10 protein-coding genes are annotated in these 13,425 nt (G+C 50.3%); 4 read left to right on the top strand and 6 right to left on the bottom strand.

The genetic code is table 11. The annotated features are described in order from the left end of the window. Positions 1–198: 198 nt before the first annotated feature. On the top strand, positions 199–573 hold the full coding sequence (locus tag FYJ51_RS11150; protein ID WP_105304824.1) for a hypothetical protein: 375 nt from the start codon (positions 199–201) through the stop codon (positions 571–573). Between the two features lie 28 nt (positions 574–601). Continuing rightward, complete coding sequence (gene secA, locus FYJ51_RS11145) at positions 602–2,788, top strand: preprotein translocase subunit SecA (protein ID WP_154505668.1); 2,187 nt, start codon at positions 602–604, stop codon at positions 2,786–2,788. A 135-nt stretch (positions 2,789–2,923) separates the two neighbouring features. On the opposite strand, the gene msrA is transcribed toward secA, so the two are convergent. Genes msrA through abc-f form a run of 3 tightly spaced genes read right to left on the bottom strand, consistent with a single transcriptional unit; the run spans position 2,924 to position 5,980 of the window. Then, positions 2,924–3,454 (bottom strand): peptide-methionine (S)-S-oxide reductase MsrA, encoded by a 531-nt coding sequence (gene msrA, locus FYJ51_RS11140; RefSeq protein ID WP_105304822.1) that lies wholly within the window; start codon positions 3,452–3,454, stop codon positions 2,924–2,926. Positions 3,455–3,465: 11 nt separating this feature from the next. Then, positions 3,466–4,476, bottom strand: coding sequence for an aspartate--ammonia ligase (gene asnA, locus FYJ51_RS11135; protein ID WP_154505666.1), 1,011 nt, complete (start codon positions 4,474–4,476; stop codon positions 3,466–3,468). A gap of 43 nt (positions 4,477–4,519) precedes the next feature. After that, complete coding sequence (gene abc-f / locus FYJ51_RS11130; RefSeq protein ID WP_154505664.1) at positions 4,520–5,980, bottom strand: ribosomal protection-like ABC-F family protein; 1,461 nt, start codon at positions 5,978–5,980, stop codon at positions 4,520–4,522. Between the two features lie 295 nt (positions 5,981–6,275). Here abc-f and FYJ51_RS11125 point away from each other — a divergent pair, with 295 nt between their 5' ends. Together FYJ51_RS11125 and FYJ51_RS11120 are read left to right on the top strand one after the other, a co-directional pair. Beyond that, the gene (locus tag FYJ51_RS11125; protein WP_167836614.1) at positions 6,276–6,860 is read left to right on the top strand and encodes a TetR/AcrR family transcriptional regulator; all 585 of its coding nucleotides are present in this window, start codon (positions 6,276–6,278) and stop codon (positions 6,858–6,860) included. Positions 6,861–6,865: 5 nt separating this feature from the next. Next, positions 6,866–8,110: a cation:proton antiporter gene (locus FYJ51_RS11120; RefSeq protein WP_154505660.1), complete on the top strand. Its 1,245-nt coding sequence runs from the start codon at positions 6,866–6,868 to the stop codon at positions 8,108–8,110. Between the two features lie 43 nt (positions 8,111–8,153). On the opposite strand, the gene FYJ51_RS11115 is transcribed toward FYJ51_RS11120, so the two are convergent. The 3 genes from FYJ51_RS11115 to FYJ51_RS11105 all read right to left on the bottom strand — a co-directional run bounded on the left by FYJ51_RS11115 (position 8,154) and on the right by FYJ51_RS11105 (position 13,018). Continuing rightward, positions 8,154–9,458 carry an MFS transporter gene (locus tag FYJ51_RS11115; RefSeq protein WP_105304814.1) on the bottom strand — a complete coding sequence of 435 codons (1,305 nt, stop codon included), beginning with the start codon at positions 9,456–9,458 and terminating at the stop codon, positions 8,154–8,156. A 156-nt stretch (positions 9,459–9,614) separates the two neighbouring features. Further along, complete coding sequence (locus FYJ51_RS11110; protein ID WP_154505658.1) at positions 9,615–11,462, bottom strand: ABC transporter ATP-binding protein; 1,848 nt, start codon at positions 11,460–11,462, stop codon at positions 9,615–9,617. After that, on the bottom strand, positions 11,459–13,018 hold the full coding sequence (locus tag FYJ51_RS11105; RefSeq protein WP_456243043.1) for an ABC transporter ATP-binding protein: 1,560 nt from the start codon (positions 13,016–13,018) through the stop codon (positions 11,459–11,461). Before FYJ51_RS11105 ends, FYJ51_RS11110 begins: the two co-directional genes overlap by 4 nt. Positions 13,019–13,425 lie beyond the last annotated feature (407 nt).

The following is a 13,425-nucleotide window of genomic DNA, read 5'->3' as shown; positions in this document are numbered from 1 at the left end:
AATCTGGCTGATATCTAAATGTTAAAGGAAGAACCGTTTCAGATCTACTTAATGCAAGCCCTTTATAACTTCTTGTTCAGACATACTTAATGCAATACCAGGGTTGCGTTAACTTTTACAAGTGAAGCTGTTCTGAAAAGAACAGGCTTTTTGGTGTGAAGGTAGCCCTGGATTTTCAGACGTTGTAGAATATAGGCCATGACGGCGGAACTGATGATCCGGAAACTGCTGGGATTCTGCATTGCGGCAGCAGTGCTTGTTTTTCTTGCGGGCTGTCTGCAGGGACAGGCACTGAGGTTTTCTGATGGAGAATCGGTCAGACTCCCGGAACGGATTGCAGAACAGAATGGGGTTGAGGAATCTTCAGAGATGGTTCCTGATCATACGGAAGAACATAAGACGCTTCCTGGCTTTATGCCTGCAGCGATTCTTCCGGTTTCTCTGGTTCTGATTCTTCCGAGGAAGGAAGAGCAGAGAATCATATGGGTACTGCTTGATCTGACTATGCTGTTTCTGATGTCCGGGTGCATCAGTCGGGAGCTTGTTCCGAGGACTTCTTTCTTTTTGAAGTGAAAAACAGAAAGAAGGAGAGGAACAAGCAATGAGTTTTGGTGATTTATTCAGCAGTGAGAAGCGTCATTATCATGAAGCAGAAAAACAGGTAAAGAAGATCCTGGATCTGGAAGCAGAGTATGCAGACAAGAGCGATGAGCAGCTGCAGGCAAAGACGCCGGAGCTGAAAGCACGCATCGCTTCAGGAGAAAGATTGGAGAAGGTTCTTCCGGAAGCGTTCGCGACGGCTCGCGAAGCATCCCGGAGAGTGCTGGGAGAGTTTCCTTATCCGGTGCAGCTGCTGGGCGGCGTGCTGCTGGATGGCGGCGATATTGCGGAGATGAAGACCGGTGAAGGAAAGACCCTGACAGCAGTTATGCCGATCTATCTGAATGCCCTGGAGGGTAAAGGTGCGCATGTCGTGACGGTCAATGAGTATCTAGCCAGCCGTGATGCGAGCTGGATGGGAGAAGTGTATCGCTTTCTCGGTCTTTCGGTCGGCTGCAATCTTCATGAGCTGAGTCCGGCACAGAAGCGGGAGCAGTATCTGTGTGATATCACGTATACAACGAATTCCGAGCTTGGCTTTGATTATCTGCGGGACAATATGGTTTATGACCCGAAGGACCGGGTTCTGAGAGGTCTTCACTATGCGGTACTGGATGAAGTGGATTCGATCCTGATCGATGAAGCCCGCACACCGCTGATCATCAGCGGACCTGGTCCGGTACTGGATCAGAATTACATCAATGCCGACCGGTTTGCCAAGAGTCTGAAGCGGGATGCGGATTATACGGTTTCCCGGGAGGATAACAGCGTGACTCTGACCGAGGCAGGAATCCGCAAGGCAGAGAAGGCTTTCGGGGTTGCGCATCTTTATACAGATCAGACTGCAGAGCTTGTGCATTACATCCAGAATGCATTAAGAGCGAATTACCTGATGAGCAGGGATGTGGAATATGTCGTCGGAGATAATGAGATTATCCTGGTTGATACGTTCACCGGCAGAAAGATGGAAGGCAGAGAGTTCAGCGATGGACTTCATCAGGCCATCCAGGCAAAAGAGAATGTGAATATCAAGCAGGAAACGGTGACGCTGGCTTCGATTACGTATCAGAACTTCTTCCGTCTGTATGACAAGCTTTCAGGTATGACCGGAACGGCAAAGACCGAGGAAGCAGAGTTCCTGGATACGTATAACATGAGAGTCTATGCCATTCCGACCAATAAGCCGGTCAGAAGAATTGATGAACCGGATCAGATCTTCCGGACCCGGCATGAGAAGTATGAAGCCGTCGTGAAAGACATCAAAGCTCTGCATGAGAAAGGACAGCCGGTCTTAGTCGGGACGGTATCCGTAGGAATCAATGAACAGCTCAGTGCGATGCTGAAGAAAGAAGGAATTCCTCACCAGGTGCTTAATGCCAAGAATGATGCGGATGAAGCAGGAATCATTGCCAAGGCTGGTCAGAAGTATGCGGTGACGGTAGCGACCAATATGGCAGGACGCGGAACGGATATCCGGCTTGGCGAAGGGGCTGCGGAGCTTGGCGGATTAGCAGTGCTTGGTACGGAACGTCATGAGGCAGCGCGCATCGACAATCAGCTGCGCGGAAGATCCGGCCGGCAGGGAGATCCGGGTTTCTCCAGATTCTATGTGGCCATGGATGATGACCTGTTCGAGAAGTATGCAGGAGAAGAAGGTCAGGCAGTGATTGCTCACTACCTGGCTGGAAAAGAATCGGATGCGCAGATGCGGGCATTTGCGGACCGGATTCAGAAGAGGGCAGAGGGACTTCACTTTGATGCCCGCAGGAGAACTCTGGAATTTGACAATGTGCTGAGCGAGCAGCGTGAGGTGGTCTACGAACAGCGCAGCCGGATTCTCGATATGGATGATCCATCAGAACATGTGATGGAACTGATCCGTCTGAAGCGCGGAGAAGAAAGCGAGCAGAAGTTCCGCTCGCTGACAGAAGATACAGATCCGGAGATCCTGAAGCATGTGGAGAAAGTGGTGATGCTGCAGAGCATTGATCGCTGCTGGATCCCGCATGTGGACTTCATGGAGCATCTGAAGCAGGGAGTCAGTCTCAGGAGCTATGCGCAGGTGAAGCCGATTGATGCATATAAAGAAGAGGGCTATAAGCGTTTCAACATCATGATGAATGAGACGACTGAACTCATTGTTTCTGCATTGATGCAGTGGGCAGAATCACAGAACCAGACAGAGTAAGGATTTGTCTGGTTTTCAGTTCTTCCCTGATCGATGAAAAAGAATCAGATCATGGCGAGACTATGCCAGTGCGGAGATCTTCTTCTGAGTCTGCTAGCATTTCCATGAGATTCGGTTTTTCTTTCAGGCTCGGAATCACTTCCGGAGATCCGTGGAGTCTCCTGGTTTCCAGTTCTTTGCTTTCTGAATCATGCCGAGAGATACATGGCAGTATCCGCCAGGATTCTTGTCGAGATATTTCTGATGATATTCCTCAGCTGTGTAGAAACATTTCAGAGGAAGACACTCCACAACAACAGGGCTGGTATATCTTTTCTGCAGGTCTTTGAGTGCAGTTTGTGCAGTATTGAGATCTGAGTCATTGAGGCAGTAGATGCCGGTGCGGTACTGAGTGCCATGATCTGCGCCCTGACGATTCAGAGAAGTCGGGTCGATGATGTTGAAGAAGAGCTCCAGCAAGGTTTTCAGTGAAATAACAGAATCGTCATAGAAGACATGAACCGTTTCTGCATGCCCGGTTTCGGTATGCTTGACCTGCTCATAGCTTGGCGAAGGAACGGATCCGTTTGCAAAGCCGACTTCTGTTTTTGTTACACCCTGGATGCTGTCGAGAAACTTCTGAGTTCCCCAGTAGCATCCGCCGGCAAGATAGATTTCTCTGATCATAGGCATCCTTTCTAGAGAAGAGGAATATGATGTGATTCGCATTCTGCGATCATCTCATCCGGCCAGATCGATGCCTGCACTTCTCCGACATGTGCCTTGTTCAGCAATAACATACATAGTCTTGACTGACCGATGCCGCCGCCGATGGTATAAGGCAGTTCCTGGTTCAGAATCATCTTGTGGTACGGAAGAGACAATCTGCCTTCGCAATGAGCAGCCTTGCACTGTTCCTGGATGGAATTCTCATCGACGCGGATGCCCATGCTGGAAATCTCAATGGCTCTGGAAAGACTCGGAAGCCAGAAGAGCAGATCACCATTCAGGTTCCAGTCATCATAGTCCGGAGCTCTGCCGTCATGCGGATGATGGCTGCGTTTCAGCGGCCAGCCGATCTTCGAGATGAAGACGCATTTCTTATCACGGACGATTGCGTTTTCGCGGTCTTTGACAGATAGGTCAGGVTAGAGGTCTTCCAGTTCCTGGCTGGTGATGAAGAATACCTCATCTGCCAGGTGGCATACTGCTTCCGGATACTTGTACCAGACTTCATGTTCCATGTGCTTGATGACTTTGAAGATCTGCTTCACGACCGTTTCCAGAGTTTCTTCGGTACGTTCTTCTTTCGTGATGACTTTCTCCCAGTCCCACTGGTCCACATAGCATGAATGGAGGTTGTCCAGAATCTCATCACGGCGGATGGCGTTCATGTTGGTATAGAGGCCTTCATGGACATTGAAGCCGTATTTCTTCAGGGCATACCGCTTCCACTTGGCCAGGGACTGCACGACTTCAATGCGTTCTCCCGGCATTTCCTGCAGGTCGAAGGAGACCGGCCGTTCAATGCCATTGAGATCATCGTTCAGACCGCTTTTCTTCGTGACGAAGAGCGGGGCGCTGATGCGGGAAAGAGATAATTCCTTTCCGAATTCTTTCTGGAAGGTATCACGGATATATTTGATGGCTTCCTGAGTTTCCCGGACCGAAAGGACCGGATCATAATTTCTCGGACAGATCAGATTCATATCATTCTCCTATGTTTCCTAGATTCTACCATAAGGACCGGAATCAGAAGCGGATGATTCCGGTTCTGATCTTTTCGGAGAAGTACTGATCATGTTCGGCAAATATGATGGTCGGGCTCCAGGTGAGAATCAGATCTTCGATCTGTTCTCTTGATTCGATATCGAGATAGTTCATCGGTTCATCCCATAAGAGCAGATGAGCAGACTGAGACAGACTTCCGGCCAGCTGGACTTTCTTCTTCTGTCCTTCGCTGCACTCTTCCAGAGGACGGTCGAACTGCTCCCTGGAAAAGCCGAGCTTGCACAGGATGGCAAGGAAGAGGGAAATATCGATCTTCAGATGATCGGCATAGCTTCTGAGATTTCCCTGCATGAATGAACTGTCCTGGAAGATCATGGAACACTTCAGTCCTGCTCCGAGATGGATGGTTCCTTCCGTACGGATATCCTGGCCGTTCATGAGCTTCAGCAATGTGGTCTTCCCGCATCCGTTCTTTCCGTACAGCTGAATCCGGTCGCCTGGATGAATGGAGAAGTTCAAGTCTTCTTTGATGCAGACCTCTCCGTAATAGAGCGAAAGATGCTGGGCATAGACCATGACCGAAGAATGCCAGGCAGGCTGAATGAGCTTCAGGGATTCGCTTTCCTCAATATCCTTCAACAGACCTTCTTTCTCAGTGATCGCATTCTTCCGGCGCCGTTCGATGTTCTTCGAGCGCTGCATCATCTTTGCCGCCATATGGCCTACATAGCCTTTATCGCCAGCGCCGATCTTGGACTTCTCGACCTGATCGGACCATTTTGCAGTACGCTGCTGGCCTTCTTCCAGCCGGCGGATCTCAGAGTGCAGCCTGGCATTCTGTTTGATCTCCAGCTGATCTCTGGCGGTTTTCTCTTTCCGCCAGATCGAATAGCTGCCCTGCATGACTTCAATGCCGGTCTTGTTCATGGCCATGGTATGGTCTGTGCAGGCATCCAGGAATGCACGATCATGAGAGACCAGGATGAATCCTTTCTTGCGGTTCAGATAAGCGGCAGCAGCTGCTCTTCCGGTTTCATCGAGGTGATTGGTCGGCTCATCAATCAGCAGGAACGCATTCTCCTTCAGAAACATTGCGGCTAACAGTACTTTGGTCTGCTCTCCGCCAGAGAGAGAAGAAAATGGCATCCAGAGAATGCTGTCATCAGCTTTCAAGAGAGACAGTTCGCGTTCCATCTCCCACTGCTCGGCAGATGGGGCAATCTCATTGACGATATGTATGGATAGATCCTCAGTGTCTTTTACCTCATAGGGAAAATACTCAAACCTGCAGACAGACTGGATGGATCCGGTATAGGGATATTCGTGCATCATCAGTTTCAGCAGCGTGGTCTTTCCGCGGCCGTTGCGGCCGATCAGACCGAGTTTCCAGTCACTGTCCAGACGCAGGTTCAGATGATCAAATACAGGCTCATAGGAGCCTTCATAAGTAAAGCTGAGATCGTGAATCACAATTTCAGACATCGGGTTCTCCTTTCTTCATGAAAAAAACGGAATGCAGAAAATGACTGCATTCCGTTCATGCGTAAGAGAACTTACCGAGAAGAAACGAATCATTTCTGCGCGCATGACGAAACCGATGACAGATTTTATCATGCTGATTAACGGCAGAAATGCATTCTCATCTTCTCACCCCTTCCTGGTTCTTTCTGGCATCATATCATGTCCCCGATCTCCTGTAAACAGAATTGCAGAAAAGCCTATTGACCACATGGTCGAAAAAGCATATAACAATTCTCGTGTGCAGGAGGTGCATGAGATGAAACGGGAAGAAAAGAATCAGCAGACTCGTTCGAAAATCGTGAACGGGGCAATCCGGGAATTCTCAGAACATGGCTTCGAGGCAGGCTCCCTGAATGTCATCTGCGAAGAGCAGGGAATCTCCAAAGGGATCATCTACCACTACTTTCCCTCCAAGGAGATGCTGTACCTCGAATGCATCCGGACTTGTCAGCAGGAGATGATCCGGTATCTGAATGAACATCTGCAGAATCAGGAAGGAAATCTTCTGAAGGAGTACTTTGAATGCAGAAACGAATACTACAAGCTTCATCCCGATGATGCACGTCTGTTTGAGAGCGCAGTTCTGTTTCCGCCGGAAGAAGTGAAAACAGAAATCAGGGAAACCTGGAATGCTTTTGATGAAAGAAGAAAGCAGCTGATCCGCAATGCGGTCAGACAGATTCCGCTGCGAGAAGAACTGTCAGAGGAAGAAGTTGTGAATCTGATCCTGAAGTTCCTGGATGATCGGAATGCAAGGCATCTGAGCGAGAAAGAAACCAGTTCTGAGAAAGAAGAAGATCTGGCATTGGATATATTTCTGAATGGAATCAGGAAGAGGTGAATGAAATGGTAATCTTGAAATGGATTGCGGGAATTGCAGCTGCGTTCCTGATGGGAAAACTGGTAAAGAAGATCAAGCTTCCGGAAATTCTCGGATGGCTGATTGCGGGAATGATTCTGGGACCGAATGCAGCAGGTGTTCTGCCGCAGACCTTGCTGGATTCCAACTGGTATAAAGTCATCATCAGCTGGATGCAGTGCTCGTTCGGCATCATGCTCGGAACAGAACTGATCTGGAGAAAGCTGAAGTCTTATGGCAAGGCTCTGGTGCTGACCACGCTGACGCAGTCATTGGGAACGTTTGCGGTCGTGACGCTGGTATTCGGAATCATTTTCCATTTCTCCGGAATTCCGGTGTATCTGGCAGCAGCGTTCGGAGGAATTGCCTTAGCAACTGCTCCGGCACCGGCACTTTCGATTGTCCAGGAATTCCAAACCAAGGGTCCGGTCACCGATACGCTTCTGCCGATGGCAGTGCTGGATGATGTGGTCGGAATTGTCGTGTTCTTCACGGTAGATTCCATCATCACGAGAGCAGTATCCGGCGGAACAGTTCCGCTGTATATGATTCCGGTCATGATTTTCCTGCCGATTCTGATCGGCGTTGCAATCGGTTTTCTGCTTTCTGCCCCTCTGAAGAAGGACGGAAAGAAGGCGGAAACACTCGTAACCATTCTGATCGGCGTGACACTCTGCACGGCCATCGGGTATTTCTTCAATACCGCTGTGCTGAAGAATATCACGATCAATTACATGCTGATCGGAGTTTCGTTCTCCACGGTATTCTCGAACCTGGTTTCTGAGGAACGCCTGAATCAGATCGCGGAATGGTATCATCCGATTCTGCAGCTCAGTCTGATCGTTGCGATTGTGGATCTCGGCGCGCCGCTGGATTATCACCTGATTGCAGGTGCTGGTCTCTATACCTTTGTCTATATCGCCGCAAGAGCTGCCGGGAAGTATTTCGGTGCCCGCTTCGGAGCAAAGGCTACGCATCTGCCGGAGACGGTACAGAAGTATCTCGGGCTGACGCTGCTGCCGCACTCTGGCGTATCGCTGGTATTCACCGGCATCATCTGTGCAGTGCTGGAACCAGTCAGACCGGATCTTGCTTCAATCGTCAAAGGAACGATTGCTGCAGCTGCGGTCATCAATGAAATCATCGCCGTGCTGGCCGCAAGAAAAGGATTCGAGCTTGCTGGCGAGATTCCGGAAGAGCCGGAGAACCTTGAAACAAAATACGCACATTGATTCTGAAAGCGGGATTGCTCATATTCATCAGTCCTCCTTTTCATTATGAAGATGATTTCTGCACGAATAGTTTCTTTGCCGGGATCAGGATCAGAAGACTGATCAGCGCGGAGGCAGTGAACAATGCAGGTACCGGGAGAGAGACCAGCTCTCCATAGGAGTTGATATAGGTGCCTGCATCAGAATGATCAATCAGGAATGTTCCGATGTAAGGCCCTATCAGCATCGGCAGCAGCACATAGGCAAGCAGCCGGATGCCCTGGAACATGCCGACATGATCGATCGGCGTATAGTCTCTGACTGCACTCATGAATACGACTGATACCGCAGCGTATCCGGTCATCATGATCGTTCCGGCAATGACGAATAAGACCGGCTCACGCATCAGTGATGCCAGCAGCAGTCCGCCGGCATATAGGAAGATGGCAGTGCGGAAGACTTTGTCCTTTCCTTTCTGATCCGTGATCTTGCCGATGAGAACGGACATGACGGAGGCAAGGATGATGACAATGGCCATGACCATGGAATAGGTGATCGTATCAAAGCCGAGCGTGTACTGCAGGTAGATCAGCAGATACGGCATGAAGACCTGCACGGAGATATTGAAGATGCACATGGCTGCAAGGGTCAGATAGAACTTCGGGTTCTTCCGGATCACGGAAGGACGGAATCCGTAGCATACGCTTTCCAGAAAGGAAAGAGACTCTTTCGAAGAAACTGTCTTCGAGTCTTTGACAAACTTCAGGCCGAGCAGACCGCAGAGCGTGACGACACCTCCGACGGCTAAGAAGAATCCTGGCCATCCGATCGTTTCGGTGAGGATGCCGGACCCGCCTGCTACCACCAGCATAGCGAGCATCGGAAATACATTCAGCACGCCTTCTACCGAAGCCCGGTTCGTCTCATCAGTAGATTCAGTGACCCATGCGTTGAAGCTTGCATCATTGGCAACAGAGCCGAAGAACGACATGATGCAGTCGAGCAGGATCACGAAGAACACAGTCCGGCTCAGCACCTCGGCGGCAGAAAGAGAAGGCCATAAGGCAGCCGTATGTTCTCTGGAGATTGCCGCAAAGGCAATGGTCATGAGCCCCCAGATCACGTATCCCCAGCATAAGAAGCGCTTGCGGTGTCCTGCCTTGTCGCTGAGAATGCCCATGATCAGAGTCGTGATGGTCGAGATAATTGCAGACCATGCGACCATGTCGGCGATATCATGCGTGCTCCCGCCGATTTCATTGAACAGAAAGACATTGAATTCCATGTTCTCCACCGACCAGGCAATCTGGCCGATGAAGCCGAAAAGGATGATGGTTGCCCACGTGCTTCTGGATAATCTGGTTTTCATGATTTCCTCCGGATACTGCTTCTGATTCCATTGTAATGCAGGAATAATGAAGTAGATCAGATTTCAGAAGGATGCTGCAGCCAGACAGAGATCATTCAGGTTCTGGCAGCAAGGGGAATAAAGGACAGCTATTCGGAATAGTCTGTCCTTTCAGTATCAGGATTCTTCGAATTGTGCGTTGTAGAGCTTTGCGTAGAATCCGTTCTTTTCCAGAAGTTCTTCATGCTTGCCGGCTTCGACAATGTCGCCATGATCCATGACCAGGATCAGATCGGCATTGCGGATCGTAGAAAGGCGATGGGCAATGACGAAGCTGGTCCTTCCTTTCATCAGGTTCTCCATACCTTTCTGGATCAGGATCTCAGTTCTGGTATCGACGGAAGAAGTTGCTTCATCGAGAATCAGAATCTTAGGATCGGCGAGAAAGGCTCTGGCAATTGTCAGCAATTGTTTCTGGCCTTGGGAGATATTTGTGGTTTCTTCGTTGATTTCAGTTTCATAGCCGCTCTCGAGCGTGCGGATGAAGTGGTCGACATAGGCTGCATCTGCTGCTCTGACGACTTCTTCATCGGTGGCGTCTGGTCTTCCGTAGCGGATGTTTTCCATGATGGTTCCGGTATGAAGCCATGCATCCTGAAGCACCATGCCGAAGCAGTCTCGCAGGTCTTTCCTGGTCAGATCTCTGGTGTTGATGCCGTCAATATAGATGCTTCCGCTGTTAAGCTCATAGAAGCGCATCAGCAGCTTTACGATCGTAGTCTTCCCGGCTCCGGTCGGACCGACAATAGCAATCTGCTGACCGGCATGGATATAGGCGCTGAAGTTGTGGATGACAATCTTATCCGGTTCATAGCCGAAGGAGACATTCTCGAAGCAGACATCACCTCTGATCGTGAGGTTTCCTTTCTCATCGCGGATGGAAACCGGATGAGCAGTATCCGGAAGTGCTTCCGGTTCTTCGAGGAATTCGAAGACACGTTCGGCAGCAGCTGCCGTTGACTGCATGACGTTCATGATCTGTGCACTCTGAGTAATTGGCTGATTGAAGCTTCTGACATACTGGATGAAGGCCTGGATGTCACCGATGGCAAGACCGTCATGAATGGCCAGATAGCCGCCGAGGATGCACACGCCGACATAGCCGACATTACCGATGAAACTGGTAAGAGGCATCATGATGCCGGAGATGAACTGGGATTTCCAGGCACTTTCATAGAGGTCTTTGTTCAGCCTGGAGAAAGCAGCGATGGAACGATCCTCGCCATTGAAGGCTTTCATGACGAGATGTCCGCCGTACATTTCTTCAATGTGGCCGTTGACCTGGCCGAGGGTGGATTGCTGGGCGTGGAAGTATTTCTGAGATTTCTTCACGACGAAGGCAGCTAAGATCCCGGAGATCGGGATCACAACCAGAGCCATCAGTGTCATCTGCCAGGAGATTCTCAGCATCATGTAAAGAATGCCGATGATCGTGACCAGAGAAGTCAGGATCTGCTGGACAGCTTGATTGAGAGACTGGGATACGGTGTCAACATCGTTTGTGACGCGGGAAAGTACTTCGCCATGGGTCTGGCGGTCAAAGTAGTTGAGGGGAAGACGATTGATCTTCTCGCTGATTTCTTTTCGCAGAGAGTAGGTGGTCTTCTGAGTGACAGTGGCCATCATCCATCCCTGGATATAGCTGAACAGGGCACTTGCAAGGTAGATCAGCAGGAGATTCCGGAGGATCGTGAAGATACCGGCAAAGTCAATCGATCCCTGCTGGGTGTATTTAGCGGCAAGCCCCTCCGCAAGCAGCGTAGTTGCGCTGCCGAGGATCTTCGGACCAATGATCGAGAAGATTGTGGAAGCGATCGCAAAAATACAGATGAAGATCAGCTGGAAGCGGTAGGGCTTCATGTAGCGGAGCAGCCTGCGGATCGTTCCTCTGAAGTCTTTGGCTTTTTCGCCTGAGCCCATATTGCGGCCTGGGCCGTGCATTGGCTGTCTGTTTCTCTGACTCATTCTCCGAGCTCCTTTCTGCTCAGCTGGGAATGTGCGATTTCCTGATAGACCTGGCAGGTCTTCATCAGTTCTGCATGGGTTCCCATGCCGGCCATATGGCCCTGATCCAGGACGATGATCTTGTCTGCGTGCATGATCGTGCTGATGCGCTGAGCGACGATGAATACGGTAGAATGCGTCTTCTCAACCATGGCCGACAATGCTTCGCGGAGCTTTGCATCGGTAGCGTAGTCCAGAGCTGAGAATGTATCATCGAAAATATAGAGATCTGCATTCCGGGTCAGAGCTCGGGCGATGGAAAGGCGCTGCTTCTGGCCGCCGGAGACATTGGTGCCGCCTTCTGCAATCGGTTCTTCGAGCTGATGCGGCATTTTCGAGACGAATTCCTCAGCCTGGGAGACTTTGAGGGCATTCTGGATTGTATCGGGAGAGGCATTCTCATCTGCATATTTCAGATTGGATTCCACAGTTCCTGAGAACAGCACTCCTTTCTGGGGCACATAGCCGATCNGATTGCGGAGTTCTTTCTGAGTGACTTCACGGATATCTGTATTGCCGAAGCGGATGGACCCGGAAGACACATCGAAGAAGCGGGGAATCAGATTGATCAGAGTGGATTTGCCGGAACCGGTAGAACCGATGAAGGCAACGGTTTCGCCTGGCGCAGCATCAAAAGTGATGTCATGGAGCACATCTTCTTCGGCGCCTGGATAGCGGAAGGAAACATGGTCAAAGGTGACTTTCTGGTTTCCTTCGGGAAGGTGCTTCGGCTGGATGGGATCCTTAATCGAAGGACTCGTTTCAAGTACTTCGAAGATGCGCTTTGCGCTGACGCTGGAACGCGGAATCATGATGAAGATCATGGCTACAATCATGAAAGACATCAGTACATGCATTGCATACTGCAGGTACGCCATCATATCGCCGATCTGCATGGTTCCGAGATCTACCTGTTTTGCGCCGAACCAGATGATCAGGATTTCGACGGCACTCATCAGGAAGGTGACGATCGGCATGATCAGCGCCATTGCCCGGTTGACAAAGATGTTGACATCAGTGATGTCTTTGTTGACATCATCAAAGCGTTCTTCTTCGATCTTCTGATTGTTGAATGCCCGGATGACCAGCATGCCTGAGAGCTGTTCTCTGGTGACCAGGTTGAGGCGGTCAACCAGTTTCTGGATCAGGCGGAATTTCGGGGTTGTGATCCCGAAAGTGATGAGCATGATGGCAAGGATGACCAGAACGGTCCACCCCAGGATGCCTGCCATGTTCTGGTAGCGCAGAACTTTGACGACGGAGGTGATGCCCATCATCGGTGCCATCAGCACGATTCGCAGCATCATTGTCATGACCTGCTGAATCTGCTGGATATCATTGGTCGTGCGGGTGATCAGAGAAGCTGTGGAGAAAGAACTGAACTCGGCAGAAGAAAAGGATTCCACTTTGGCAAAGACATCTGCACGCATGTTGCGGCAGGCCGCAGTGGCCGTGCGGCTGGAGAGATACGCGGCTCCGATCGCACAGAGCGAGCCGATGGCTGCGATCACTAGCATCCATCCGCCTGTCTTCCAGATGTAGTTGCTCTGCATGGCTTCAACATTCATGCCTAATGCCTGATATTCCTGCTTCATGAGCATGGTTTCAGCAGACTGGAGATTGCTGTCGGAATAGCCGGACAAACGTTCTTCTGCCTGAGTCAGGAACTGCTGACGGACTGTTTCATTCTGTTCCAGCATGGCGAATGCCTGATCGCTGCTGGCAAGACCAAGCTGAGTCAGAAGGTCTGGATTCTCCAGCATAGATACAAATAGGAAGGGCTTTTCGGTAATCGAGCTGAGGTCTTCCGCAGCCGTTCTGACGTAGATGTCTTCCTGCTGGACTGCGGGATATTCTTCTGCATATCCGGCATTGCCAGCTTCAATGTACTGATAGGATTCCTCAAAAGTTTTCCGGTCTTCTT

This window comes from Stecheria intestinalis (assembly GCF_009696165.1).
Classification (GTDB): domain Bacteria; phylum Bacillota_I; class Bacilli_A; order Erysipelotrichales; family Erysipelotrichaceae; genus Bulleidia; species Bulleidia intestinalis.
Note: the sequence above shows the minus strand (reverse complement) of the source record. Positions and strands in the feature narration are given on the sequence as shown.